The following is a 26,089-nucleotide window of genomic DNA, read 5'->3' on the forward strand; positions in this document are numbered from 1 at the left end:
TATCCCTGGCCGCGCCGGGGTCGCGGGTGTTCGAATGACTGCGTGAAACCTGAACAACCCGAGTCCGAGGGTGCGGAGAAGGCGGAGGGCCGGCCGCTCGGCCGCCGGGTCCTCCTGGGCACCCTCGGCCTGGGCGCCCTCGGCGTGGTCACCGCGCCCGCCCTCCAGAACGCCATGGAGGGCTTCCTCGGCGCCGTCTCCGGCAAGGACCCCACCGGGCTGACCGGACTGCTCCCGAACGGCGGCGGCTTCCGCTACTACTCGGTCACCGCGTCCGTGCCGAACAAGAACGCCCAGGACTACCGGCTGACCGTCGACGGCCTGGTCGACAAACCGACGTCCTACACCCTGGCCGACCTGCGCGCGCTGCCGCAGACCCGGCTGGTCAAGGACGTCCAGTGCGTCACCGGCTGGCGGGTCCCCGGAACCCCCTTCGAGGGGGTGCGCCTGTCCCGGCTCCTGGACGCGGCGGGAGTGCGTGCAACGGCCGGGGCGGTGCGCTTCACCTGCTTCGACGGCGCCTACACCGAGAGCCTCACCCTCGATCAGGCCCGGCGCTCGGACATCCTGGTCGCGCTGCGCATGCAGGACAAGCCCCTGGGTCACGACCACGGCGGCCCGGTCCGCCTCTACGTGGCCCCCATGTACTTCTACAAGTCCGCCAAGTGGCTCTCCGGCATCACGGTCACCGAGCATGTGAAGCCCGGCTACTGGGAGGATCGGGGCTACGACGTCGACGCCTGGGTCGGCAAGTCGAACGGACGCGACGATGCCCCTACGAACTGAAGCCCAGCCGCCGCAGACGCAACCCTCGGCCCGCGTCCGCCGCTTCGGCCGCACCGAACGCTGGGTGCACCGGACCACGGCCGCGCTGATGGGCGTCTGCGTGGCCACGGCGGCCTGTCTGTACATCCCGGAGTTCGCCGAACTCGTCGGGCGCCGTGAACTGGTCGTCCGCATCCACGAGTTGGCGGGGGTCGCGCTGCCCGTGCCCGTTCTCTTCGGCCTGTTCTCCCGCGGCTTCCGCGTCAACCTCGGTTTCCTCAACCGCTTCGGCCCGCACGACCGGGTCTGGCTGCGCGGCGCCCTGATGCGTGACAAACGCCGGTCGGCGCGCCCCGCGGGCAAGTTCAACGCGGGCCAGAAGGTCTACGCGAACTGGATCGCCGGCGCGACCCTGGTGATGCTCGGTACGGGTCTGATGATGTGGTTCACCCACCTCACCCCGATCATGTGGCGCAGCAGCGCGACCTTCGTCCACGACTGGCTCGCCCTGACGATCGGCATCGTCCTCGGCGGCCACATCGGCATGGCCCTCGGCGACCCGGAGGCCAGAGCGGGCTTGCGCACGGGCTCGGTGAGCAGGGAGTGGGCGAAGCGGGAACACCCGCTCTGGAAGCCGTAGTCGAAGGGCCGGCCGACGTACGGGTCGCGCCGCTCAGCCCCCGAAGTCCAGCAGCACCTTGCACGACCGGCTCCTGTCGGCCGCCAGCGCGAACGCCGACTCCGCCTCCCGCACCGGGACCACCGCGCTGACCAGAGCGTCGAACGCGGGCTCCACGGCGAGGAGTTGGAGCGCGTCGTTGAACTCCTCGTCGAAACGGAACGCGCCCCGCAGTTCGATCTCCCGGCTGACGACCAGGTTCCCCGCGAAGGGACTCTGCCCCGGCGGCAGCATTCCGAGCTGGACGACGACCCCGCCCCGCCGCACGAGCCGCAGACAGGTGTCGAGCCCGGCCGCCACCCCGGACGCCTCGATGGCGACCTCCACCTCGGACGGCCACCCGGAGTCGTCCGGGTCGTCGGCCCGTACGACGGTGTCGGCGCCGGCCGCGGTGGCGTACCGAAGTGCCGCCGGAAGCAGGTCCGTTACCGTCACATGGGCCGCGCCGGCCGCCTTCGCCGCCGCGACGACCAGACAGCCGATCGGGCCCGCGCCGGTGACCAGCACCTGGCGTCCCCGCACGTCCCCGGCGCGTCGTACGGCGTGCAGGGCGACGGAGAGCGGTTCGGCGAGGGCGGCCCGGCGCAGCTCAAGGCCCGCCGGGATCGCCCTCAACTGGTCAGCGGGGACCGTGACTTGGGCCGCGAAGCCGCCCTGTACGTGCGGGAAGCGGGCCGCGCTGCCCAGGTACGCGGTGTCCCGGCACACGTTGCGCCGCCCGTCCACGCACTCGGGGCACACCCCGCACGGAGTCGCCGGGTGCACGGCAACTGCCGTACCGGGAACGGGACCTGTGGCCCCGGGGCCGTAGGACACGACCGTGCCGACGACCTCGTGGCCGAGCAGCATCGGTTCCTTGAGGCGGAAGTCGCCGACGCCGCCGTGGCGCCAGTAGTGGAGGTCGGAGCCGCAGACGCCGCCGTAGCGGACGGCGACCAGGGCCTGGCCGGGGCCGGGCTCCGGGACCGTCAACTCCTCGACGCGCAGGTCGTCCTGACCGTGGATCACACAGCCCAGCATGTCCGGCACGATGATGTCCCCTTTCACAGCACGCTCGTCATGCCGCCGTCGACGTACAGGATCTGTCCGCTCACGAAGTCCGCGGCGGGCGACGCCAGGAACAGCACCCCGCCCACCAGGTCCTCCGTACGGCCCCAGCGGCCGGCCGGGGTCCGCTTGCGCACCCAGGCGCTGAACTCCTCGTCCTGGACGAGGGGTTGGGTGAGTTCCGTCTCGATGTAGCCGGGGCCCAGGCCGTTGACCTGGACACCGCTCGGGCCCCAGTCCGCGCACATGCCCTTGGTGAGCATCTTCAGGGCGCCCTTGGTGGCCGCGTAGGGCGCGATGCCGGGGCGGACCACCTCGCTCTGCAGCGAGCAGATGTTGATGATCTTCCCGTGGCCGCGTTCCGTCATCCGGCGGGCCGCCTCACGGCCGACCAGGAACGCGCTGGTGAGGTTGGTGTCGATGATCCGGTGCCAGTCGGAGTCGGTGAACTCCAGGAGCGGGGCGCGCAGTTGCATGCCCGCGTTGTTGACGAGGATGTCCAGTGGGCCGACGCGTTCCTCGACGTCCGCTATCCCCGCGGCCACTGACGGGCCGTCGGTCACGTCGAAGGCGGCCGTGTGGACGTCGCCGGACAGTTCCGCGGCGGCCTTGGTGAGGCGTTCGCCGTCCCGGCCGTTCAGGACGACCGTGCAGCCGGCCTCCGACAGGCCCTGGGCGAGGGCGAGTCCGATGCCCCGGCTGGAACCGGTGACCAGGGCGGTACGGCCACTGATGTCGAAAAGAGGATGACTCATTCCCGTACCCCTAGATGATCAGCGAGAGGAGGAGGACCAGTCCGCCGGCGACGACCGAGATGATCGTCTCCATGACGGACCAGGTCTTGAAGGTCTGGCCGACACTCAGGCCGAAGTACTCCTTCACCAGCCAGAAACCGGCGTCGTTGACATGGCTGAAGAAGACCGAGCCCGCGCCGATCGCCAGCACGAGCAGGGCGGTGTGGGTGCTCGACATGTCGGCGGCCAGCGGGGCGACCAGACCGGCCGCCGAGATCGTGGCCACCGTCGCCGAACCGGTCGCGAGCCGGATCGCCACCGCGATCAGCCAGGCCAGCAGCAGCGCCGGGATCGACCAGTCCTTGGAGATGTCCAGGATCATCTGGCCGACACCGGAGTCGATCAGCGTCTGCTTGAAACCGCCGCCCGCGCCGACGATGAGCAGGATGCCCGCGATCGGCATCAGGCCCTTCTCGACGGTCGTGGACAGCCGCTCCTTGGTGAAGCCCGCCGGCCGGCCCAGCGTGAACATGCCGACGATGACGGCCGCGAGCAGCGCGATCAGCGGGGAGCCGATGACGTCGAAGACGCGCTGCACGGTGTGCGCGGGGTCGTCGACGATGATGTCGACCAGCGCCTTGGAGAGCATCAGGACGACCGGCAGCAGGATCGTGGCGAGGGTCGCGCCGAAGCCGGGGCGGTTCTTCAGGTCCTCGGACGGGCGGGCCGGGAGCATCCGCTCGGGGGCCTGGACGTCCACCCAGCGGGCGGCGACCTTCGAGAACAGCGGGCCCGCGATGATGACAGTCGGGATGGCGACCAGGACGCCGAGCGTGAGGGTCAGACCGAGGTTGGCCTTGACCGCGTCCACGGCGACCAGCGGGCCGGGGTGCGGCGGGATCAGCGCGTGCATGACCGACAGGCCGGCGAGGGCCGGGACGCCGATCCGCATGAGCGAGTAGTTGCCGCGCTTGGCGACCATCAGCACGACCGGGATCAGCAGCACGATGCCGACCTCGAAGAACAGCGGCAGCCCGATCACCGAGGCGATCAGGACCATCGCCCACGGCATCGACCGGGGGCTCGCCTTCGCGAGGATCGTGTCGACGATCTGGTCCGCGCCGCCCGAGTCGGCGAGCAGCTTGCCGAGGATCGCGCCCAGCGCGATCAGCACGCCCACACCGGCGACGGTGGAGCCGAGCCCGGTACTGAAGCTGGTGATGGCCTTGTCCAGTGGCGCGCCGGCGAACGCGCCGAGCGCGAGCGAGCCGATGGTCAGCGCCAGGAAGGCGTGCATCTTGAACCGGGTGATGAGCAGGACGATGACGGCGATGCCCGCCAGTACGGCGATGCCCAGCTGAGCGTGGCCGGCCGAGGTGATGGGCTCGACGGGGTCCGCTGCCAGCATCTCGACGCTGAGTCTGGTCACGGTGGATTCCTTGCGGATACGGGGAGTTGGGGGGACAGGCGGTACCAGGAGGGACTAGGAGGTCGGCTCGGGAACCTGGGCGAGCGCGGTCGTGGCCCGCTCGGTGATCTGCTCGGGGCTGCCGGTGACGTCCACGGCGACGCCCGCCTCGTCCGCCTCCAGCGGCTGGAGCGTGGCGAACTGCGAGTCGAGCAGCGCGGTCGGCATGAAGTGCCCGTGCCGGTGCGCCATCCGGTCCTCGATGAGCGCGCGGTCACCGGTGAGGTGCACGAAGACGACCCCGGGAGCCGCGGCCCGCAGCCGGTCGCGGTACGACCGCTTCAGCGCCGAGCTGCTGACGACCCCGCCGAGCCCCGCGCGCCCATGGGCCCAGTCGCCGATGGCGTCCAGCCAGGGCCACCGGTCCTCGTCGGTCAACGGGACACCGGCCGACATCTTGGCGATGTTGGCCTGCGGGTGGAAGTCGTCGCCCTCGGCGTACGGAACGCCGAGCCGGGCCGCGAGCAGGGGACCGATGGTGGTCTTCCCGGTGCCCGCTACGCCCATCACCACGACGACATGGGGGGTACGCATCGCTGCCTCACTGTCTCCGTCGACACCTGATGTCGATCCCACTGAAACCGATTAGGTACGACTAATTCAAGAGTCTGTGACATATAAGTCTGACTTTTTGGTTCCGTGATGCGCCCCGTACGCTGAGTGCATGACCACTCCGGGCCGCGGCTTGCACGGCCGCGTACTCGACTCCCTCGGCCCCGCCATCACCGCGGGCGAGTACCCGCCGGGCAGTGTCCTGCGCACGGACGAGCTCGCCAAGGACTTCGAGGTCTCCCGCTCCGTGATGCGCGAGGCGGTCCGTGTCCTCGAATCCATGCACCTGGTCGAGTCCCGCCGCCGGGTCGGCGTCACGGTCCGGCCCAAGGCGGAGTGGAACGTCTACGACCCGCAGGTCATCCGCTGGCGCCTGGCCGGCGCCGACCGCCCGCAGCAACTGCGCTCACTCACGGTGCTGCGCTCGGCGGTGGAGCCGATCGCGGCCGGCCTGGCCGCCAAGTTCGCCACGGCGGAGCAGTGCGCGGAGCTCACCGAGTGCGCGATCGGCATGGTCGCCAACTCCCGCGGCCACAAACTGGAGGCCTACCTCGTCCACGACGTGGCCTTCCACCGCGTGATCCTCACCGCCTCGGGCAACGAGATGTTCGCCCGCCTCGGCGACGTCGTCACCGAGGTCCTCGCCGGCCGCACCCACCACGAGGTCATGTTCGAGGACCCCGACCCGGCGGCCGTCACCCTGCACGTCCAGGTCGCGGAGGCGGTCCGCGAGGGCGACGCGCTCCGCGCGGAGACGCTGACCCGCGAGATCACGGTGGGCGCGCTTCAGGAACTGGACATCCTGGCGCCGTAGTTGCCCTCGTCGCCCTGGTCCAGGAACTCCCCGTCGAGGTACACCCAGGCTCCGTCTACCCGCTCGAACCGGCTCCGCTCATGGATCGCGCCGCCGTTGTACGACGCCCGGAACGTCACGGTCCCCGCGGAATGGAACGCCGTCCCGCCTCCCGTCTCCAGGATCTCCAGTCCGGTCCACCGCATCCCCGGGTCGAGATCGAGGGGTTCGGCGGGGCGCGTCCGGGGGTGCCAGGTGCGCAGCAGGTAGGGCGCGTCCAGCCGCACGAAGGCGGTGTAGCGGGAGCGCATCAGGGCCTCGGCGGTGGGGGCGGGGGTGGGGCCCGAGTGGTAGCGGCCGCAGCAGTCGTCGTAGGGCTGGGGGAGGCCGCAGGGGCAGGTGGGGCGTGGGGTCATGGGCATATTGTGCCGGGGCTACGTTCGAGGGCGTTCGGGGGTGACGCGGAGTGGCAGCCGGACGTAGGCGTCCTCGGGCAGCCTCACCTCCTTCTCGCGGGTGAGGGTCGCGCAGGCCAGGAGCGGCAGCGGCTCGTTGCCAGGAGGGTCGGTGTCCTCGTACGCGGGTGCCGCGCCGATGAACTCCACGAGGAGGGCGCCGGTGACCCGGGTCCCGATCTGCCGCACGAAGTTCGCCGGGAGCGTCCACTCGACTCCCTGGTGCAGGATCCCGCCGGGGCTGCGGTGTACTCGCTTGACGAACCACTCCTCGTCCCGCATCTGCGGTGCGCTGCGCGCCCTCAGATGGGCCGCGGCGGACATCATCGCGTTGATCTCGGGAAAGCCGACCAGGTCCGCTGTGAGCTTGCCGGCGGCCTCCAGGGCGGGCCCGGCCGCCCGCAGGTCCCTGGCCAGGGTGTTCCGCCACGCCCGCTCGTCCGCCACCGGCGGCAGGTGGTACACGATGGCCTGGACGTCCTTCACCCGCCAACTACCCATCGCCGGGAAGAGCAGCGTGACCTTCACGGACGGCGCCTCGTCCGCCGTGTACCCGAGCGACCAGACGTAGAGATACCCGGTGAAAGGGCGTCCGGTGTCCGATCCCGTGGCGAACATCTGCTCCAGCGGGACGGATTGCGGCTCGGTCTCCCCGTAGACCTCCAGCCACTCACCCGTCTCCGCGGCCCCCCGGTTCCATGCAGACGCCATGACCTCACCCCCGTGAAGTCACTTGATACTCCGTCAGTTCCCTGCCCGCAACAGGCCCGACGACTCAGACCGCGATCCCCGTCTCCGCCGAAGGCATCGGCGGCAACGCCCCCCGATACACCCACGCGTCGAAGAGCTGGTCCAACGGCTCGGACGTGAACCGGGACGCGTGCGACGTGAACGTCGTGGTGGTCACCGTCCCGTTCCGGTGCTGGTTCGCCCAGCCCCGCAGCATCCGGAAGAACGCGATGTCGCCCAGCGCGCAGCGCACCGCGTGGACGGTGACGCCGCCGCGTTCGTAGAGGCGGTCGTCGAACATGGACTTGCGGCCGGGGTCGGCGAGCCGTAGGTCCTGGGGGAGCGTGGAGAGCAACCGGTGTGCGGCGGCGGCGTGTTGATGTGCCGTACGGCCGCCCGAGCGCTCGGACCACAGCCACTCGGCGTACTTGGCGAAGCCCTCGTTCAGCCAGATGTGGCGCCAGTCGGCGATGGAGACACTGTTGCCGAACCACTGGTGGGCCAGCTCGTGGGCGACGAGCCGTTCCGAACCCCGGGCCCCGTCAACGTGGTTGGCGCCGAACAGCGACAACCCCTGTGCCTCGACGGGGACATCGAGTTCCTCCTCCGTCACCACGACCGCGTACTCGTCGAAGGGGTACGGCCCGAACAGGTCCTGGAACAGCTCCATCATCGCGGGTTGCCGCGCGAAGTCCCTTGAGAACTCGGGGAGTAGATCCGACGGGATGTGCCCGTGCTGCGGGACACCGCCCAGCCCCGGGTCGCCCAGCAGCACCGTCTGGTACTTGCCGATCGACAGCCCGACCAGGTAACTCGACGTCGGCGCCGACTGCTCGTACACCCAAGTGGTCGTAGAAGCCTTGGTGGTTCGGGTCAGCAGCCGCCCGCCCGCCACCACCGCGTACGCCGACGGCGTCGTGATCGAGATCTGGTACGACGCCTTGTCGGCGGGGCGGTCGTTGCACGGGTACCAGGACGGCGCCCCGATCGGCTGGCTCGCCACCAGCGCGCCGTCGGTCAGCTCCTCCCAGCCGAGGCCGCCCCAGGGGCTGGCGACCGGCTTGGGGTTGCCCGACCAGTGGATCTCCACGGTGAACGCGGCACCGGCGCGCAGCGGCTTCGCGGGTCGGACGCGGAGTCGGCCGCCGCGGTGCGTGTAGTGCGGCTGGCGGCCGTCCACCCGGATCCGGCCGATCTTGAAGTCGCCCAGGTTCAGCTGGAATTCGGGCAGCGGCGCACGGCCCGCTATGGCGTTGATGCGCGCCGTGCCGGAGAGACGGTTGGGGCCGGGACGGTAGTCCAGCGCGAGCTCATAGCGGTGCACCCGGTAGCGGGCATCGCCGTTTGCCGGGAAATACGGGTCCGGACCCGCCGCCTGCTGAACGGTCACTGCTGCGTCTGCTCCCTGCGCTGTGCTCGTATCCCGTACCCGTGCACCGCCCTCCGAAGCCGACGCCGCGTGACCTGTGTTCAGGGGCGCCATGACTCGATCGGATTGCCCAGCCAGCGGGTGTCGTCCGGGACGGACTCCGCCGCCATCACGAGCGACGCGGGACCCAGAGTGGTACGGGCCCCGACCACGCTGCCGGGCAGGACGATTCCGCCAGGACCCAGCGTCGCGCCCTCACGGAGGACCACAGTATCCGTCCGCAAGATCCGGTCGTGGAAGAGGTGGGTCTGGAGCACACAACCACGGTTCACTGTGGACGCGTCCTCCAGGGTCACCAGATCGGTCTCCGGCAGCCAGTAGCTCTCCACCCAGACACCCTTGCCGATGTGCGCGCCGAGCCCGCGCAGCAAGGCCGTCAGCACCGGAGTGCCCGGCACCGAACCGGCCAGCCACGGCACCGCCACGACCTCGACGAAGGTGTCCGCCAGCTCGTTGCGCCACACGTAACCGCTCCACAGCGGGTGCTCGGCACCGCGGTGCCGCCCCACGAGGGTCCACTTGGCCACGATCGAGATCAGCCCGGCCAGCGCACCCACGGCCAGCAGCACGAGCCCCGACAGCAGCGGCGCCCACACCCCCAGCGCGCACAGCGCGGCCACCGTCAGCACGGCGAGACCGGCCGAGCAGAACACCGGCACGATCCGGCACAGCTCCACCAGACCGCGCGCCCACAGCAGCTTGGCCGGCGGGTCGTACGTCCGGCTCTGGTCGCCGCCGCTCGTGCTGCGCGGCAGCTTCACCGGCGGCAGCCCCAGGTACGACGTGCCCTTCTTCGCCTTCTTCGGCGTCGCCGACAGCACCCCGACGAGCCCGCCGTCCGGCACGCTCCGCCCCGGCGCGGTCATCCCGGAGTTGCCGAGGAACGCCCGCCGCCCGATCTCGGCCCGCCCGATGTGTATCCAGCCGCCACCGAGTTCGTACGGCGCGGTCAACGTGTCGTCGGCCAGGAACGCACCCTCGCCGACGGTCGTCAGGCTCGGCAGCGCGAGCACGGTCGACACCTCGGCACCGCGCCCGATCCGCATCCCGAGCAGCCGCAGCCACACCGGCGTGACGAGCCCGGCGTACAGCGGGAACAGGGTCTCGCGGGAGAGGTCCATCAGCTGCGTCACGGTCCACGCCTGCCAGCCGATCCGGCTGTGCGTCGGGTGCGTACCCTCACGCAGCCGCACGCTGAGCAGTCGTACACCGATCAGGATCAGCAGCGCGTACGTCAGCCCGAAGGCGAGCGTCGCCGGGACCAGCGCGATCCCCGCGCCGCGCAGGGCCTCGCCGAGACCGTCACCGGGCGCCATGAACGCGCTCGCCACCAGCAGCGCGACCACCCCGGAGACCACCGGCAGCATGGTGAGCGCGAAGCCCGTCACGCCGTACATCACCCGCCAGTACGTGCCCCGCTGCGGGCGCTCCTTGGGCCAGTTGCGCTTGGCCTTGCCGAGCTTGACCGCGGGCGCGCCCGCCCAGCGCTGGCCGGTCGGGACGGTGCCGGTGACGGCCGAACCCGGCGCCACCTCGGCCCGCTTGCCCACCCGGGCGCCGGGGAACAGCATGCTGCGCGTGCCGACGACGGCGTGCGCGCCGACCTTGACCGGGCCGATCTCCAGCCGGTCGCCGTCCAGCCAGTAGCCGGACAGGTCCACCTCGGACTCGACCGCGGCACCGCGGCCCAGCTTGAGCATGCCGGTGACCGGCGGGAGCGAGTGCAGATCGACGTCCGGGCCGATCTTGGCGCCGAGGGCACGCGCGTACCGCTCCAGCCAGGACCCCGTCAGCGAGGTCGCCCCGCTGAACTCGGCCAGCCGTTCGGCCGCCCAGAGCCGCAGGTGGACGCTGCCACCACGGTCGTAGCGACCCGGCTTCACGCCGCGCAGCAGCAGGCGCGCACCGCCCGCGGCGATCGCGAGCCGGCCGGGCGGGCTGAAGAGGAGCAGCGCACCGGCGCCGACCAGCCACCAGGACGCGGTCGGCAGCCACGCGTAGCCGCTGAGTACGTTGCCGAGCGCGGCCAGCGCCACCGTCCAGCGCAGGCCGACGAGCGTGAACAGGGGGACCAGCGCGAGGAGTTGGATCACCTTGGCGCGGGTCGGCACCGGGGCGATCACCCGCGCGGTGCCGTCGCCCTGCGCCGAGTCCTCCAGGTGCCGGGCCAACTTCCGCAGGGTCGGCTGCTGGTAGATGTCGAGGACGGCCGCGCTCGGGTAACGGGAGCGCAGCCGCGTCGTCAACTGCGCGGCGGCCAGGCTGCTTCCGCCGATCGCGAAGAAGTCGTCGGCCGCGCTGCTCACGGGGATGCCGAGCACCTCGGCCCACTGCTCGGCGAGCCAGGCCTCCGTGCCGTAGAGCTGCTCCTTGGCGCCGGCGGTCTCCAGACCTTCGAGCGGCCAGGGCAGCGCGTTGCGGTCGACCTTGCCGGAGGTGCGGGTCGGGAGATCCTCGACCGGCGCGATCAACGGCACGAGGGCGGCGGGCAGTTCGGCCCGCAGCTTGTCGACGGCGGCGGCCTGGTCCCAGCCCTCCTGGGTGACGACATAGCCGACGAGGAGCTGGTTGCCGCTGCGCGCGGTCCGTACGGCGGCGGCTGCTCCGGCCACTCCGGGGAGTGCCTGGAGCGCCGCGTCGACCTCGCCGAGTTCGATCCGGCGTCCGCCGAGCTTGATCTGCTCGTCGGCCCGCCCGAGGAAGATCAGCCCCTCGGGCTCGGCCTTGACCAAGTCACCGCTGCGGTACGCCCGTTCCCAGCCGAGCGATTCGAGGGGCGCGTACTTCTCCGCGTCCTTCTCGGGGTCGAGGTAGCGGGCGAGACCGACCCCGCCGATCACCAACTGCCCACTGCCGCCCATGGGTACGGGCACCCCGGCCTCGTCGACGACGGCCAACTCCCAGCCGTTCAGCGGGAGTCCGATACGGATGGGCTCGTCACCGGTCATCAGCGAGGCGCAGGCGACGACGGTCGCCTCGGTCGGCCCGTACGTGTTCCAGACCTCGCGGCCCTCGGTGACCAGCCGCTGCACCAGCTCGGGCGGGCAGGCCTCACCGCCGAAGATCAGCAGGCGTACGTCGTTCAGCGCCTCCGGCTCCCAGAGGGAGGCCAGCGTGGGCACGGTCGAGACGACGCTGATGTCCTGCTCGACCAGCCAGGGCCCGAGGTCGGCGCCGCTGCGCACCTGGGAGCGCGGCACCGGCACCAGACAGGCGCCGTAGCGCCAGGCCAGCCACATCTCCTCGCAGGACGCGTCGAACGCGACGGACAGCCCCGCCATGACCCTGTCACCCGGACCGATGGGGTCGTCGGTGAGGAACAGCGCCGCCTCGGCGTCCACGAAGGCCGCCGCGCTGCGGTGCGTGACGGCGACGCCCTTGGGCTTGCCGGTGGAGCCGGAGGTGAAGATGATCCACGCGTCCTGCTCGACACCGGGCCGCGCGGCCGGAGCGTCACTGTGCCCGAGCACGGTCAGCGCGTGCTCGGCACCGATCACGGCCCGCACGTCCGCCTCGCCGAACACCAGCTCGGCCCGCTCGTCCGGGTCCTCGGCGTCCACGGGGACGTAGGCGGCACCGGCGGCGAGTACGGCGAGGATCGCGATGTAGAGGTCGTTCGTCCCGGACGGAACGCGCACGCCGACGCGGTCACCGAGGCCGACACCGGCCGCGGCCAGGGTGCGGCGCAGGGTCTCCACCTCGACGGCCAGCGCACGATAGGTGAGGCGGACGGTGCCGTCGTCCAGGGCGAGTTCGTCGGGATACGACCGCACCGACGCGTCGAGGATGTCGACAAGGGTGCGGGCCGAGGCGGCGGGCGCCGCGGAGAAACGTGCCGTATCGCCGAACTGGGTGCGGATCTCATCGTCAAGCCCGAGAGCACTGCTCTCGTGTATGGCTGCCATCGGTCCTCGCGTCTCGAACCCGGTAACTTCCGGGGTGCTGGCGGGCCCGCAGGTATGCCTGGGGTTGTCCGGCTCCAGCTCCGTTCCGTAACAAGCCGGAAATTTTAGTACGACGCTAAGCTCCCGGCCTGCCGACGGCCACTCGGGGGAGCCGAACGGGGGCGCTCCGTGAGCGTCCGGCAACGCTCTGACCTGGCGATCTTCGAAGCGAAGGAGACATCCCTCACAAATGCGACGAGGACCGCGACCTTGGTGGTCGCGGCCCTCGCCTGCGATGTGTCCGAGGGGGGACTTGAACCCCCACGCCCGATAAAGGGCACTAGCACCTCAAGCTAGCGCGTCTGCCATTCCGCCACCCGGACAAGGTGTTTGTCGCGCGTGGTTTCCCCGCGGCGACGAAGGAAACATTACCAGGCTTCCAGGGGTGGCCGATCACCCCCTGTTCCCGCCCACGTCCCGCGTGAACGGCGTGTGACGGGCCGGGACCGCCCTTGGGGTGCGGCGCGACGGGGAGAGAGGATGGGGGAGGACCACCAGCAGTGACAGTGGGAGGAAGCAGCGTGAGCGACACGGACACGGCCAAGGGCGTCACCGGCGAGGACGAGGTCGTGGACCTCTGCCGCGAGCTGATCCGGATCGACACCAGCAACTACGGCGACCACTCGGGCCCGGGTGAGCGCAAGGCGGCCGAGTACGTCGCCGAGCAGCTCGCCGAGGTGGGCCTCGAACCCAGGATCTTCGAGTCGCACCCGGGACGCGCGTCCACGGTGGCCCGGATCGAGGGCACGGACCCGTCCCGGCCCGCGCTCCTCATCCACGGCCACCTGGACGTCGTACCGGCGAACGCGGCGGACTGGACCCACCACCCCTTCTCCGGCGAGGTCGCGGACGGGTGCGTGTGGGGGCGCGGCGCGGTCGACATGAAGGACATGGACGCGATGACCCTGGCGGTCGTCCGCGACCGGCTGCGCAGCGGGCGACGGCCTCCGCGCGACATCGTGGTCGCCTTCCTCGCGGACGAGGAGGCGGGCGGTACGTACGGTGCGCGGCACCTCGTCGACAACCACCGCGAGCTGTTCGACGGCGTCACCGAGGGCATCAGCGAGGTCGGCGGGTTCTCGTTCACGGTGAGCGAGGAGCGGCGGCTCTATCTGATCCAGACGGCCGAGAAGGGCATGCACTGGATGAAGCTGACCGTGGCCGGCACCGCCGGGCACGGGTCGATGATCCACCGGGACAACGCGATCACCGAGCTGTCGGAGGCAGTCGCGCGTATCGGCCGGCACAAGTTCCCGGTACGGGTCACGAAGACGACGCGCGCCTTCCTCGACGAACTGGGCGACGCGCTCGGCACGCAGCTCGACCCCGAGGACATGGAGGCGACCCTCAAGCGGCTCGGCGGCATCGCCAAGCTCATCGGCGCGACGCTGAGCAACACTGCCAACCCGACGCAGCTGAACGCCGGTTACAAGGTCAACGTCATCCCCGGCGAGGCCACCGCGAACGTCGACGGGCGGTTCCTGCCCGGGTACAAGGAGGAGTTCTTCGCCGACCTCGACCGGATTCTCGGGCCGAACGTGAAGCGTGAGGGCGTCCACTCCGACAAGGCCCTGGAGACCACCTTCGACGGGCCACTGGTCGAGGCCATGCAGTCCTCGCTGCTCGCCGAGGACCCGACCGCCAAGGCGATCCCGTACATGCTCTCCGGTGGCACGGACGCCAAGTCCTTCGACGACCTGGGCATCCGGGGCTTCGGCTTCGCCCCGCTCAAGCTGCCGCCGGAGCTGGACTTCGCGGGCATGTTCCACGGCGTCGACGAGCGGGTGCCGGTGGACGGGCTGAAGTTCGGGGTGCGGGTGCTGGACCGGTTCATCGACGCGTCCTGAAGCCGCGTCCTGCAGTCGTACGGCGTGTGTTGACGCCGGAATTCGACCGCGCGTACGGAATCCACTGGGACGGGTGAATGTGCTCATAAGCTCGTAGCTCCATTACTCCCTCCTCGTTACAGGTGATGCGATCGGCAACACGAGATCGCTTTTGCCAACAAGGAGGAATAATGATCAAGAAGGTCGTCGCCGCTGCGGCTGCCACCGGTGGCCTGGTTCTCGCGGGTGCGGGTCTGGCCGTCGCCGACTCGGGCGCTCAGGGTGCCGCTGTGCACTCTCCGGGTGTCGTTTCCGGCAACGTCATCCAGGTTCCCGTGCACGTCCCGGTGAACGTGTGCGGCAACACGATCTCGGTGATCGGTCTGCTGAACCCCGCCTTCGGCAACACCTGCGTCAACAAGTGACGTCGTCCCTCTGAGGGGTGACCACATCCTCGGCCCCGGAGCGCGCGCCATGCGCTCCGGGGCCGACGGTCTTCGTGCGAGAAATCGCGCGACGAATTCAGTCAGGATTGAAGGCAGGGGGGAATTCAGAAATGCGACAGGTTACCCGCAAGAGCTTGATGACCGTGGCGGCAGCGACCGGGGTGATCGCCGCCGCGGGCGGTGTCGCCCACGCCGACTCGGGCGCGAGCGGCTCCAGTTCGGACTCGGCAGGCGTACTGTCCGGCAACACCGTGCAGGCACCGGTGCATGTGCCGGTCAACGTCTGCGGCAACACCGTGAACGTGGTGGGGATCCTCAACCCGGCGGTCGGCAACAAGTGCGTCAACCCGGGTGGGGGCGGCGGAAGCGGTCACGGGAGCGGCGGCCACGGCTCGTCGGGCGGCTACGGGGACTCCGGTGGGTACGGCGACTCCGGGGGCTACGGCTCGTCGGGCGGCCACACCGGCTCCGGCGGACACGGCGCGCACGGCGGCTCAGGGGGCTCGCACGCCGGCGGACACGCCTCGAACTCACCCGGCGTCGGCTCCGGCAACCACGTCCAGGTACCCGTCGACGTACCGGTGAACGTCTGCGGCAACAGCATCGACGTCATCGGCATCGGCAACGCCGTCACCGGCAACGACTGCGCCAACGGCGGGAGCTGGAACGGCGGCGGCCATGACCACGGGACGCCTCCGGGGGGCGGCGGTCACCACGGAGGCGGTCATCACGGGACGCCTCCGGGAGGGGGCGGACATCACGGCGGTGGCCATGACCACGGGACCCCGCCCGGCGGCGGCGGTCACCACGGCGGCGGCCACCACGGGACCCCTCCGGGCGAGGGCCATCACCCCGGGGGCGGTCACCACCCGGGCGGCGGTCATCACCACGGCACACCTCCCGGTCACGGCGGCCACCACGGCACGCCGCCGGGCGGCGGTCACGGGACCACCCCGCCGGGAACGCCGGGTCACCCGAGCCAGCCGGGTACGCCCAGCCACCCGGGAACTCCGGGCACGCCCACCCACCCCACCTCGCCGGGCACCTCGCCGGTCAAGGGCGTTCACGCGCCGACCGGTTCCGCGCACGTGACCCGGCCCGGCGCGCAGTCCGCCGTCCAGACCCCGGGCGGCGCCCAGCTCGCGCACACCGGCAGCGAACTGCCGCTCGGCCTCGCTCTGCCGGTCGGCGCGGGCGCGCTGCTCGCGGGCGCGGTGCTGTACCGCAAGGCGCGCGCCTCGGCGTGACGCCCGGGCACGTGTGACCCGGGGCAGGTGAACCGGGACATCTGAACCGGAACACCTGAATCGGGACATGTGATCTGCGCGACGGAGGGGCCCCGCACCGCCGGGGGGCCCGCTCCGTCGCGTCCGGCTCAGCTCACCACGTGGCGCGCACCTGGCGGATGATCCGCCGGCGCAGCCGCACCCTGCGACTGCCGTCGCGCAGCAGGCTCAGTCGGTCCAATTCCCAGTGTCCGTACTCGGCATGGTCCGTCAGGAGACGTGTGGCGTCCTTGCGGGAGACCCCGCGCGGCACGTACACGTCGACAAATTCGTATTCCGGCATCGCATCTATTGTGCGGGCAGAGCCCCGGTACGGATAGCGTCTGCACTATGTCTGATGCTGCGCAGCCCACCGCTGCCGAGGTACGCGCCGCCGCCGAGGCGGTCAAGACCGCGCTCGACCGCCACCTGGCCGCGGTCGAAGGCCGGTCGGGGGAGGACGACCCGGCCGTCTACGAGGCGTTCAACCAGCTCGCCGCGGCCGCCGAGGTCTACGACGAGCTGCTCTACGACCGTTATGACGAGGTCACGCCTTTCGAGATCCCCGGTACGGACGACTCCCTGCCGCCGTACACCGGCCCGGAGGAGCCGAACGCGGTGAGCGTGCTGATCCGCCGTGACTACGCCGTGGCGGAGCCGCAGCGGCTGCTGGCCCAGGCGCAGCGGGTCGAGGCGGCGGTCGGCGACGGCACGGGCACGGAGGCCTCGGGCACGATCCACGGTGCGCTCGGCATCCTCTTCGACGAGTTCGAGGCGGACGAGATCGCCTCCCGGCCCAAGGAGTTCGGGCTGGAGGAGGGCGACTCCACGCTGTGGGTGACCGCGGCCGACGAGACGGCCGAACCCGGCGCCTGGCTGGAGGCCCCCTTCGAGGGCGTCGATCCGCAGCGGGTGGTGTGCCGCTTCGACGTCAGCGCGGTGTTCGACGACGAGATCAACGACGAGATCGACGACATCGACGAGGTGGACGAGGCCGAGGACGAACTCGATCCCGACCTGGACGCCGATCTCGACGAGGACGAGGACCTGGAGGCGCTGGAAGCGGACCGCTGATCCGCACCGCGCCCAGCTGTTGGGACCACGACGGCGGCGGTCACCGAGGGACTCCCTCGGTGACCGCCGCCGTCTGTCGTCCGTGTCGTCCGGGCTCAGACCCCCGCCGGGACCTGCGGTCGCAGCAGCACCGGCAACCGGGTCGTACGCGGCTTCGCCGGGACCTCGGCGACGGCCCGGGGCAGTGCCTGGTCCACGCCGTGCACCACGGACAGATGCCGGTCCGCCCGGCTGAACGCCGTGTACACCCACGGCCGGCTGAGCGCCTGCGCCGCGTCCCCGGGCAGCACCACGACCACCGCGGGCCACCGCACCCCCACGGCCTGGTGCGCGGTCAGCGCCCACCCGTGCCGCACGGACTGCTCGACCCGCTCCTTCGGTACGACGACGGGGCCGCCGGCGCAGGCCAGGTGCAGCCCCTCGGCGTCGGCGTTCACCACCCGGCCGGGAACCGTACGGCCCGGGGCGGGGGAGTACGCGATCCGGTCGCCGGGGTCGAAGCCGCCGAAACGGCCGGGGCCGGGGTTGAGCCGCTCCTTCAGCGCCACGTTCAGGGCACGGGTGCCGGCCGCGCCGCCGTGGCCCGGCGTGATCACCACCGTCTGCTCGGCCGGGACGCCGATCACCCGCGGCACCGAGTCGGCGACGAGCTGCACGGTCCGGTGCACGGCCTCACCGGCGTCCCGCACCGGCACGATCACGACTTCCTTGCCGGGAGCCTCCACCTGGTTCAGCTCACCGATACCGATGCCCGAGACCAGCTCGCCCACGGGACCGAGATCAGGCCGCCGCGACACGACCTGGGGGCAGGCCTTCGACGCGAGCAGATCGGCGAACACCCGCCCGGGCCCGGCCGACCACAACACCCCGGGATCCCCGGCCAGCACCAACCGGGCCCCGTCCGGCAACGACTCACTGACCAACGCCGCCGTCTCGACGTCCAGTTGAGGCGCGTCCAGCACGACGAGCAGATCCAGGGCGAGGGCGCCGTCCGTGTCCCGCCCGGGCCCTTCGGCACCGGACAGGAGCCCGGCGACGGTGGCGGCGCGGGGGCCGTCGGCCGGCACGGCATCGTCCGGCTCCGCGGACGCGGGACCCTCCGACTCCGTGGACCGCGTCAGCAACGCGGCGAACCGGTCCCGCCCCACCGGACTGTGGGCGGCGGCCCAGACACGCAGCCCGAAACCCGCCGCCGCGCGGAGCAGTGCCGCCGGTTCCTCCAGGGACGCCTCCCCGCCGGTGTGGAGGACCAGGCCGTGGCCCGCTACCGCGCGGATCAGCTCGCCGGTGGAGCCCTTGGCCGCACCCGCCTGCTCCCAGTCCGCCGCCGAACCGTCCTCCTTCGGCACCGAGTTGATCAGCTTGGCGAGTCCGTCGGCGAGGCTCTCCTCGGCGAGCGCGTACCGCTCCAGGCCGATCAGCACGCGGACCGGACGTTCCTCGGCCTCCTCAGCGTCCTCGTCGGACTTGCCGGACGCGTCGTCCGAGCGCTGCACCGGGACCGCGGGCTCGTCCAACGCGTCCTGGAAGAGCAGCACTTCGCCCTCCGCGATGGCGCTCTGCGTCGCCGCGTCCGGGTCGGGCACCCCTTGCTTGGCCAGCGCGGCCGTCAACGCCGGCGCCTCCAGGGCCGTATGACCGGCCAGGGCCGCCTGCTCCAGCAGCCAGCCGATGACCGCCCGGCCCCGCCGCTCGTCCTCCGGCGCGCACTCGGCGCCGAGCAGTGCCCGTGCGAACCCGTCGGCCTGCTCGGGCCGTACCCCCGGGACGCGCAGCAACTGCCAGGGATCCTCGCGGAGCTGGTCGTCCCCGCCCTCGCCGAGCGCCGCCGCGACCTGCGCCGCGAGCGTCTCGGGCGCGCCGCCCTCGGCCAGCACACGTCGTACGGACTCGACGGTCTCGGTCGCGGGGGCGCCGGGCTCGGTCGGGACGGGCTGTGGCTGTCGCACCGCTTCGGGGGCGGCCGATCGGCGCGGGGCGGCGGGTTCCGGCTTGGCGAAGGGGGTGGTCACGGGCTTCTCGCCGCTCTCTACGGCCCGTACCGCCGCGAGCAGATCGGCGGCCGTGCCGGTGAGCTTGGCCCCGGCCGTGATGGGCCCGGCCTTCTCCGACTTCCGCCGCTCGATGCGCTCCCGCTCCACCTGCTGCGCCAGCAACTCGGCGGCGGCCTCGGACAGTTCGGGTGCGGCGGCCTCGGCCTTGACCTCACCGGTGCCGTCGGTGCCTTCCGCGGCCGGGTCCTCCCCGGTGCTCTCAGGAGCCGTGCCTTCGGTGCCCGAGGCTACGTCCGCCCCCGCGTCCTCGGCGCCCTCCACGGCGTCCGTGCCCGTGTCCTCGGACGGCGAGGTCTCCGTGGTCTCCGGGTCCGTGCTCACAGCGTGCTCCAGTCGTGATCGGGATAGCGGTGCAGAGGCGCCGACACATCGTCGAGCGCTCGGCAGATCTCGTCAGGAAGACTAAGGGCCTCCACTGACAATGCGGCCGTGAGCTGGTGCGCGTTGCGCGCGCCGACGATCGGGGCGGCCACCCCGGGCCGGTCGCGGACCCAGGCGAGGGCGACCTGGAGGGGCGTCACGGCGAGCCCGTCCGCGGCGATGGTCACCGCGTCCACGATGCGGGCCGCCGTGTCGTCGAGGTACGGCGCGACGAAGGGCGCCATGTGCTCCGAGGCGCCGCGCGAGTCGGCCGGGGTCGCGTGCCGGTACTTGCCGGTGAGGACCCCACGCCCGAGCGGCGAGGAGGGCAGCAGCCCGATGCCCAGGTCGAGCGCGGCCGGCAGCACCTCGCGCTCCACGCCCCGCTGGAGCAGCGAGTACTCCAACTGCGTGCTGGCCAGCCGCGTCCGCGTGCCCGGCGCCGCCAGCTGCCAGGTCGCCGCCTTGGCCAGCTGCCAGCCGCAGTAGTTCGAGACGCCCGCATAGCGCGCCCGCCCACTACTGACCGCCAGGTCGAGGGCCTGGAGGGTCTCCTCCAGCGGCGTGAACGGGTCGAAGCCGTGGATGTGCCACACGTCGACGTAGTCCGTGCCGAGACGGGCCAGCGAGGCGTCCAGCGCGGCGAGCAGATGACCGCGCGAGCCGTCGAAGCGGCGGTCGGGGTCGGGTACGCTCCCCGCCTTCGTCGAGATGACCAGGTCCCGGCGCGGCACGAGCCCTTCTATGAGCTGTCCGAGCAGATACTCGGCCTCCCCGTCGCCGTACACGTCCGCCGTGTCGACGAGGGTGCCGCCGGCCTCCCAGAACGCCTTCAAGAGGTCCGCGGCGTCATGCTCGTCGGTGTCGCGCCCCCACGTGAGGGTGCCGAGTCCGATCCGGGACACACGAAGGCCGGTACGGCCGAGATGCCTCTGCTCCATGAACGCCGAGATTACTGGCCTGAACCTGCGGTGTGGTGGCCTGTGGATAACCGATTTCCACGATGATCCACAGTCGGTCGCACGGCACGCTCCGTGACCACTCACCGGCACCCGTCCTGTCCGCCCGGACCACCGCGCGCTAGGGTCGGCACAACAGCGACGTTACTGATGGGTAAGGGGTCTGCCATGCAGCTCGGGATCAACCTCGGCTACTGGGGTGCCGGAATGGACGGCGACAACCTCGCCGTGGCGCAGGAGGCCGACCGCCTCGGCTACGCGGTGTGCTGGGCCGCCGAGGCCTACGGCTCCGACGCGGCCACGGTGCTCACCTGGGTCGCCGCGCAGACCGAGCGCATCGACGTCGGCTCGGCCATCTTCCAGATCCCGGCCCGCCAGCCCGCGATGACCGCGATGACCGCCGCGACCCTCGACTCCCTCTCCGGCGGCCGCTTCCGCCTCGGCATCGGCGTCTCGGGCCCGCAGGTCTCCGAGGGCTGGTACGGCGTCAAGTTCGACAAGCCGCTGGCACGCACGCGTGAGTACGTCGAGATCGTCCGCAAGGCGATGACCCGCGAGCGCCTGTCCTACGACGGCGAGCACTGGACGCTGCCGCTGCCCGGCGGCCCGGGCAAGCCCCTCAAGCTGACCGTGCACCCGGAGCGCGAGCACATCCCGCTCTACATCGCGGCGATCGGCCCGAAGAACCTGGAGCAGACCGGCGAGATCGCCGACGGCGCGCTGCTGATCTTCCCCTCGGCCGAGCACCTTGAGGACACCGCCATCAGGCACCTGCGGGCCGGGCGCGAGAAGGCCGGCAAGACCCTGGAGGGTTTCGACATCGTCCCGACGGTCCCGCTCGCCTTCGGCGAGGACAAGGACGTGGCGACGCTCGCCGACACCTTCCGCCCGTACACCGCGCTGTACGTCGGCGGCATGGGCAGCCGGCAGCAGAACTTCTACAACAAGCTGGCCCAGCGCATGGGCTTCGAGGCGGCCGCCGCCGAGATCCAGGACAAGTACCTGGCCGGCGACAAGGAAGGCGCAGCGGCCGCCATCCCGCACGACCTGATCGACAAGACGAGCCTGCTGGGCTCCGTGGACCGCATCGCGGACCGGATGAAGGAGTACGCGGCGGCCGGCGTCACCACCCTGACGCTCTCCCCGGCGGGCTGGACCCTGGAGGAGCGGATCGCCGCGCTCCGCGCCGGAACCGAGGCACTGGAGCGCGCGGGTCTCGCGTGACGCGACTCTGCCGTACGGAAGTTTTCTACGGCCGTGGTGGGGGCTCGGGGGGTCTTCCCCGCCACGGCCGTCACGGGGAACAACGCGCGGCGGCCCGTGCGGTTACGCCCCCGGCGGGACATCCGTAGTCCTCCTTTTGGCGGAGTTGTCCGACAGTGCTGTTGCGGCACCTCTGACCTCGCATTTGACTCGTTCTTTGCGGAATGCGGCGGAATCCTGCATGGAGGTGCGTCCAGATGCTGTCGGCCAAGAGCCTGTTCCAGGAGATCCTCGACAACGACGAGTCGTTCCGGCTGTTCTGCTCCATCGCGGCCAGTGGCGAGTCCCAGGGCGGCTGGGAGAACGGACGCATCGCCGTGCTCGTCCCGGCGACCGAACGCGACCTCGCCCCCAAGATCAGCCGGCACGGCGCCGACGAGGACAAGCACGGGCGCATTTTCAACGCCCTTCTCAAGAAGCGTGGCCTCGAACCCGTCCGGGTGCCCGCCGACACCGACTACACGATGCTCCTGGAGCGGCACGGCATCGGTCTCGCGCACGAGAAGCTCAAGGGCGAGTCGGCGCTGACCGTCCAGGACGTCGTCACCTACCTCGCGCACAGCCGGGTCACCGAACAGCGCGCCTCCGAGCAGATGGACCTGCTGCGCGGGCACTTCGCCGACCACCCCGACCTCGGCCGCGCGGTACGGATGATCTCGAACGACGAGGACAACCATCTCGCCTACTGCCACGAGGAGTTGCTGCGCCTCGCCGCCGCCGGACACGGCCGCGCCATCCAACGGACGCTCCGCGCTTGCGCGTTGGCGGAGATCCGGATCTACCGGGACGTCAGCCTCGCCGTGATGGCCCACATGGGACGCGTCCTCGACTGGCCGCGCGCCAAGTCGGCCGCGCTCGCCGCCGGCATCCACGCCGTGTACGCGTACGAACGGCTCGGCGGCTGGCGGCGGATGGTGTCCCTGAGGATGCCGGAACGACGCGACGCCCTCGGCGGACCGGCCACCGCGGCCCCCGAGTTCGCCTGAGGGTCACAGCCAGCCGCGCCGCTTGAACGTCCGGTACAGCAGCACCTCCAGGGCGGCCATCAGCAGGATCACCGCCGGATACCCCCACAGCCAGTGCAGCTCCGGCATGTGGTCGAAGTTCATGCCGTAGATCCCCGCGATCATCGTCGGGACGGCGGCCATGGCGGCCCAGCCGGAGATCTTCCGCATGTCGTCGTTCTGCCGCACGCTGGTCTGCGCGAGGTGCGCCGACAGGACGTCCGAGACCAGCCGGTCCAGGCCCTCCACGGACTCGTTGACCTTCATCAGGTGGTCGTTCACGTCACGGAAGAACGGCCGCGACCTGTCGTTCACGAACGGCACCCGGTCCCCGGCGAGACCCAGGCCCGCGAGCCGGGCCAGCGGCTGTGCGAGCGGTCCGGTCGCGCGGCGGAACTCCAGGATCTGCCGCTTGAAGGTGTAGATCCGCGACGCCGTGGTCCGCGAGCCGCCGCCGGTCGGCGAGAACACCGCCGCCTCCAACTCCTCCAGGTCGGTCTGCAACTCGCCCGCCACGTCCACGTAGTGGTCGACCACCGCGTCCGCGATCGAGTACAGCACCGCAGTCGGTCCGTGCCGCAGCATCTCCGGCTCCTCCTCAAGGCGGTGCCGTACGGCCGCCAGTGGGGCCTCCATGCCGTGCCGGACGGTCACTACGAAGGAGTCGCCCACGAAGACCATGACCTCGCCGGAGGTGACCACGTCGCTGTCCGCCTCGTAACCCACCGGCTTGAGGACCACGAACAGCGAGTCGTCGTAGACCTCCAGCTTGGGCCGCTGATGCGCGGTCAGGGCGTCCTCGACGGCCAGCGGGTGCAGGGCGAACTCCTGGGTGACGCGTTCGAACTCCTTCTCCGTGGGCTCGTAGAGGCCGATCCAGACGAAGGCGTCGCCCACGCGCCGGCAGTGGTCCAGGCCGTCGGAGAAGTCGCCGGGCCCCTCCGTCCGGCGTCCGTCACGGTAGATGGCGTAGTCGACGATCACGGTGCGTATTCTCCCGCCGTCCGCCCGAAGCCGCACCCGCGCGTAGGCCTACCCTTTACGGCATGCCCACGTTGATCCTTGTCCGGCACGGACGTTCGACCGCCAACACCGGGGGAGTGCTCGCCGGCTGGACGCCCGGTGTCGCCCTCGACGAGCGCGGCAACGCCCAGGCCGCCGCGCTCCCCGGACGGCTCGCCGCGCTCCCGATCGCCGAGGTCGTCGCCAGCCCGCTGCAGCGCTGCCAGGAGACCCTCCAGCCCCTCCTCGACGCCCGCCCCGACCTGCGGCCGCACACCGAGGAGCGGATCGGGGAGTGCCACTACGGCGACTGGTCCGGCCGCAAGCTCGCCGAGCTGACGGACGAACCCCTGATGGAGGTCGTCCAGTCGCACCCCTCGGCCGCCGCGTTCCCCGGCGGCGAGTCGATGCGCGCGATGCAGACCCGCGCGGCCGAGGCCGTACGCGAGTGGAACGCGCGCGTGGAGCGCGATCACGGCGCGGACGCCGTCTACCTCATGTGTTCGCACGGCGACATCATCAAGTCCCTTGTCGCGGACGCACTCGGACTTCATCTGGACCTCTTTCAGCGGATCTCTGTAGAACCGTGTTCCATCACAGCGATCCGTTACACCCGTCTCAGGCCCTATCTCGTACGGCTCGGGGACACCGGTGATCTCGCCTCCCTGGCGCCGCGCGAGGAGCCCCCGGGCGACGAGGCCACGGTCGGGGGCGGCGCGGGCGCACCGTGATCGTCGGCCGCAGTAGGGTGAAGCGGTCGCAGTAGCGCCGCACTTGTCAGCAGTCGATTCCAATGGAGACAGGACGTGTCCCGTCAGGTGTTCCTCTACGACCCGCCGGACCGCTTCGTAGCCGGCACGGTCGGACTCCCCGGGCGCCGTACGTTCTTCCTCCAGGCCGCCACCGGTCCTCGGGTGACCAGCGTGGCCCTGGAGAAGACGCAGGTCGCCGCGCTCGCCGAGCGCATGGACGAGCTTCTGGACGAGGTCGTACGGCGCAGTGGCGGCAGCGCGGCCGTCCCCGCCGTCACCCCCACCGAGATCTCCGACACCCGCCCCCTGGAGACGCCGGTCGAGGAGGAGTTCCGCGTCGGCACCATGGCGCTCGCCTGGGACGGCGAGGAGCAGCGCATGATCGTCGAGGCGCAGGCCCTCGTCGAGCTCGACGCCGACACCGACGAGGACCTGGCCGAGGCCGAGGAGCGCCTCCTCCAGGACGAGGAGAACGGACCCCCGATGCTGCGGGTCCGCCTCACCGGAGCCCAGGCCCGCGCCTTCGCCAAGCGGGCCCTGGACGTCGTCAACGCCGGCCGTCCGCCCTGCCCGCTGTGCAGCCTCCCGCTCGACCCGGAAGGACACGTATGTCCGCGCCAGAACGGATACCGCCGCGGAGCGTGACCACGGCCGACCTGCTCGCCAAGGGTGAGCTGACAGTACGCGGACGCATCCGCGAGGCCTCGAACGCGGTGCTGTTCTGCTCCGTGACCCACGAGGGCCGCGAGGCGTCCTGTGTCTACAAACCCGTCGCCGGGGAGCGCCCCCTGTGGGACTTCCCCGACGGCAACCTCGCCCGGCGCGAGGTCGCCGCCTACGAGGTCTCCGAGGCGACCGGCTGGGGCCTCGTGCCGACCACCGTGCTGCGTGACGGGCCGCACGGCGAGGGCATGTGCCAGCTGTGGATCGAGACCGCGGCCGAGTCCGAACTGCTCGCCCTGGTCGACGCCGAGGAGCCCGAGCCGGGCTGGAAGGCCATCGGCTTCGCCGAGGTCGGCGAGGGCAGGACGGCCCTCCTGGTGCACGCCGACGACGAGCGACTGCGGCGCCTCGCCGTCCTGGACGCCGTCATCAACAACGCCGACCGCAAGGGCGGCCACCTGCTGCCCGCCGACGAGGGGCGCCTCTACGGCATCGACCACGGCGTCACCTTCAACGCCGAGAACAAGCTGCGCACCCTCCTGTGGGGCTGGGCGGGCGAGCCGCTCACTCCGGAGGCGGTCGACGTCCTCCAGGCGCTCAGGGAGGCGCTGAGGGGCGGCGGCGGGCTCGCCGCGAGGCTCGCCGAGCTGATCACCGCCGTAGAACTCGATGCCACGCGCGCGCGGGTCGACGCGTTGCTCGCGGGCGGGAAGCATCCCGAGCCGAGTGGGGAGTGGCCGGCGATTCCGTGGCCGCCGGTGTGACTGCATACGAACGGTGAGCGCGCAAGAGCGCCCGACCGGTCGTCCGGCCTGGTCCGGTTCGT

The 26,089-nt window shown here is 71.3% G+C and carries 24 protein-coding genes and 1 tRNA gene; 12 read left to right on the forward strand and 13 right to left on the reverse strand.

Annotated features, from left to right (window positions below; genetic code table 11):
• The first annotated feature begins 42 nt into the window (after positions 1–42).
• Positions 43–786 carry a molybdopterin-dependent oxidoreductase gene (locus tag OG226_RS38155; RefSeq protein WP_328684326.1) on the forward strand — a complete coding sequence of 248 codons (744 nt, stop codon included), beginning with the start codon at positions 43–45 and terminating at the stop codon, positions 784–786.
• The gene (locus OG226_RS38160) at positions 770–1,405 is read left to right on the forward strand and encodes a cytochrome b/b6 domain-containing protein (protein ID WP_328684327.1); all 636 of its coding nucleotides are present in this window, start codon (positions 770–772) and stop codon (positions 1,403–1,405) included. Before OG226_RS38155 ends, OG226_RS38160 begins: the two co-directional genes overlap by 17 nt.
• Positions 1,406–1,438: 33 nt before the next feature.
• On the opposite strand, the gene OG226_RS38165 is transcribed toward OG226_RS38160, so the two are convergent.
• From OG226_RS38165 to OG226_RS38180, 4 genes are read right to left on the reverse strand one after another with little or no spacing between them, the layout of a single operon-like run.
• Positions 1,439–2,464, reverse strand: a complete 1,026-nt coding sequence (locus tag OG226_RS38165) for an L-idonate 5-dehydrogenase (protein ID WP_329353640.1) — start codon at positions 2,462–2,464, stop codon at positions 1,439–1,441.
• Between the two features lie 23 nt (positions 2,465–2,487).
• Positions 2,488–3,246 carry an SDR family oxidoreductase gene (locus OG226_RS38170; RefSeq protein WP_329351427.1) on the reverse strand — a complete coding sequence of 253 codons (759 nt, stop codon included), beginning with the start codon at positions 3,244–3,246 and terminating at the stop codon, positions 2,488–2,490.
• Positions 3,247–3,256: 10 nt separating this feature from the next.
• Positions 3,257–4,654 (reverse strand): GntT/GntP/DsdX family permease, encoded by a 1,398-nt coding sequence (locus OG226_RS38175; RefSeq protein WP_329351429.1) that lies wholly within the window; start codon positions 4,652–4,654, stop codon positions 3,257–3,259.
• A 54-nt stretch (positions 4,655–4,708) separates the two neighbouring features.
• On the reverse strand, positions 4,709–5,227 hold the full coding sequence (locus OG226_RS38180; RefSeq protein ID WP_019059160.1) for a gluconokinase: 519 nt from the start codon (positions 5,225–5,227) through the stop codon (positions 4,709–4,711).
• A gap of 130 nt (positions 5,228–5,357) precedes the next feature.
• On the opposite strand from OG226_RS38180, the gene OG226_RS38185 reads away from it, so the two are divergent.
• Positions 5,358–6,059 (forward strand): FadR/GntR family transcriptional regulator, encoded by a 702-nt coding sequence (locus OG226_RS38185; protein WP_328684331.1) that lies wholly within the window; start codon positions 5,358–5,360, stop codon positions 6,057–6,059.
• On the opposite strand, the gene OG226_RS38190 is transcribed toward OG226_RS38185, so the two are convergent.
• The 5 genes from OG226_RS38190 to OG226_RS38210 form a co-directional block, all read right to left on the reverse strand.
• Positions 6,032–6,454: a YchJ family protein gene (locus tag OG226_RS38190; RefSeq protein ID WP_328684332.1), complete on the reverse strand. Its 423-nt coding sequence runs from the start codon at positions 6,452–6,454 to the stop codon at positions 6,032–6,034. The genes OG226_RS38185 and OG226_RS38190 overlap by 28 nt on opposite strands.
• Before the next feature lie 18 nt (positions 6,455–6,472).
• A complete protein-coding gene (locus OG226_RS38195; RefSeq protein WP_329351432.1) occupies positions 6,473–7,204 on the reverse strand; it encodes a hypothetical protein in 732 nt (243 codons plus the stop codon).
• A 64-nt stretch (positions 7,205–7,268) separates the two neighbouring features.
• On the reverse strand, positions 7,269–8,612 hold the full coding sequence (locus OG226_RS38200; protein WP_328684334.1) for a M1 family metallopeptidase: 1,344 nt from the start codon (positions 8,610–8,612) through the stop codon (positions 7,269–7,271).
• 80 nt (positions 8,613–8,692) lie between these two features.
• The gene (locus OG226_RS38205; RefSeq protein ID WP_328684335.1) at positions 8,693–12,556 is read right to left on the reverse strand and encodes a Pls/PosA family non-ribosomal peptide synthetase; all 3,864 of its coding nucleotides are present in this window, start codon (positions 12,554–12,556) and stop codon (positions 8,693–8,695) included.
• Between the two features lie 277 nt (positions 12,557–12,833).
• A tRNA-Leu gene (locus OG226_RS38210) sits at positions 12,834–12,918 on the reverse strand.
• A gap of 198 nt (positions 12,919–13,116) precedes the next feature.
• Here OG226_RS38210 and OG226_RS38215 point away from each other — a divergent pair.
• The 3 genes from OG226_RS38215 to OG226_RS38225 all read left to right on the forward strand — a co-directional run bounded on the left by OG226_RS38215 (position 13,117) and on the right by OG226_RS38225 (position 16,114).
• On the forward strand, positions 13,117–14,442 hold the full coding sequence (locus OG226_RS38215) for a M20/M25/M40 family metallo-hydrolase (RefSeq protein WP_328684336.1): 1,326 nt from the start codon (positions 13,117–13,119) through the stop codon (positions 14,440–14,442).
• A 170-nt stretch (positions 14,443–14,612) separates the two neighbouring features.
• Positions 14,613–14,846, forward strand: a complete 234-nt coding sequence (gene chpH / locus OG226_RS38220; protein WP_019059153.1) for a chaplin ChpH — start codon at positions 14,613–14,615, stop codon at positions 14,844–14,846.
• 131 nt (positions 14,847–14,977) lie between these two features.
• The gene (locus tag OG226_RS38225; protein ID WP_329351433.1) at positions 14,978–16,114 is read left to right on the forward strand and encodes a chaplin; all 1,137 of its coding nucleotides are present in this window, start codon (positions 14,978–14,980) and stop codon (positions 16,112–16,114) included.
• A 133-nt stretch (positions 16,115–16,247) separates the two neighbouring features.
• On the opposite strand, the gene OG226_RS38230 is transcribed toward OG226_RS38225, so the two are convergent.
• On the reverse strand, positions 16,248–16,436 hold the full coding sequence (locus OG226_RS38230; RefSeq protein ID WP_005485166.1) for a DUF5703 family protein: 189 nt from the start codon (positions 16,434–16,436) through the stop codon (positions 16,248–16,250).
• Positions 16,437–16,483: 47 nt separating this feature from the next.
• Here OG226_RS38230 and OG226_RS38235 point away from each other — a divergent pair, with 47 nt between their 5' ends.
• Positions 16,484–17,206, forward strand: a complete 723-nt coding sequence (locus OG226_RS38235) for a hypothetical protein (protein WP_327405243.1) — start codon at positions 16,484–16,486, stop codon at positions 17,204–17,206.
• A 95-nt stretch (positions 17,207–17,301) separates the two neighbouring features.
• Here the strand turns inward: OG226_RS38235 and OG226_RS38240 are convergent, their stop codons facing one another.
• Entirely contained in the window at positions 17,302–19,581 is a 2,280-nt protein-coding gene (locus OG226_RS38240; RefSeq protein ID WP_329351434.1) for a helix-hairpin-helix domain-containing protein, read from the reverse strand.
• On the reverse strand, positions 19,578–20,561 hold the full coding sequence (locus OG226_RS38245) for an aldo/keto reductase (protein WP_329351436.1): 984 nt from the start codon (positions 20,559–20,561) through the stop codon (positions 19,578–19,580). Before OG226_RS38245 ends, OG226_RS38240 begins: the two co-directional genes overlap by 4 nt.
• 186 nt (positions 20,562–20,747) lie before the next feature.
• Here OG226_RS38245 and OG226_RS38250 point away from each other — a divergent pair, with 186 nt between their 5' ends.
• Positions 20,748–21,803 carry an LLM class F420-dependent oxidoreductase gene (locus OG226_RS38250; RefSeq protein WP_329351438.1) on the forward strand — a complete coding sequence of 352 codons (1,056 nt, stop codon included), beginning with the start codon at positions 20,748–20,750 and terminating at the stop codon, positions 21,801–21,803.
• A 236-nt stretch (positions 21,804–22,039) separates the two neighbouring features.
• The gene (locus tag OG226_RS38255) at positions 22,040–22,828 is read left to right on the forward strand and encodes a ferritin-like domain-containing protein (RefSeq protein ID WP_328684342.1); all 789 of its coding nucleotides are present in this window, start codon (positions 22,040–22,042) and stop codon (positions 22,826–22,828) included.
• 3 nt (positions 22,829–22,831) lie between these two features.
• Here OG226_RS38255 and corA read toward each other — a convergent pair whose 3' ends face one another.
• A complete protein-coding gene (gene corA, locus OG226_RS38260) occupies positions 22,832–23,830 on the reverse strand; it encodes a magnesium/cobalt transporter CorA (protein ID WP_328684343.1) in 999 nt (332 codons plus the stop codon).
• A 62-nt stretch (positions 23,831–23,892) separates the two neighbouring features.
• Between corA and OG226_RS38265 the strand changes: the two genes are divergently transcribed.
• The 3 genes from OG226_RS38265 to OG226_RS38275 all read left to right on the forward strand — a co-directional run bounded on the left by OG226_RS38265 (position 23,893) and on the right by OG226_RS38275 (position 26,027).
• The gene (locus OG226_RS38265; RefSeq protein WP_328684344.1) at positions 23,893–24,579 is read left to right on the forward strand and encodes a histidine phosphatase family protein; all 687 of its coding nucleotides are present in this window, start codon (positions 23,893–23,895) and stop codon (positions 24,577–24,579) included.
• Positions 24,580–24,654: 75 nt separating this feature from the next.
• Positions 24,655–25,245, forward strand: coding sequence for a DUF3090 domain-containing protein (locus tag OG226_RS38270; protein ID WP_327405249.1), 591 nt, complete (start codon positions 24,655–24,657; stop codon positions 25,243–25,245).
• The gene (locus tag OG226_RS38275) at positions 25,209–26,027 is read left to right on the forward strand and encodes an SCO1664 family protein (protein ID WP_328684345.1); all 819 of its coding nucleotides are present in this window, start codon (positions 25,209–25,211) and stop codon (positions 26,025–26,027) included. Before OG226_RS38270 ends, OG226_RS38275 begins: the two co-directional genes overlap by 37 nt.
• The last annotated feature ends 62 nt before the right edge of the window (positions 26,028–26,089 follow it).

The sequence above is a fragment of the Streptomyces sp. NBC_01261 genome (assembly GCF_036226385.1).
GTDB lineage: Bacteria > Actinomycetota > Actinomycetes > Streptomycetales > Streptomycetaceae > Streptomyces.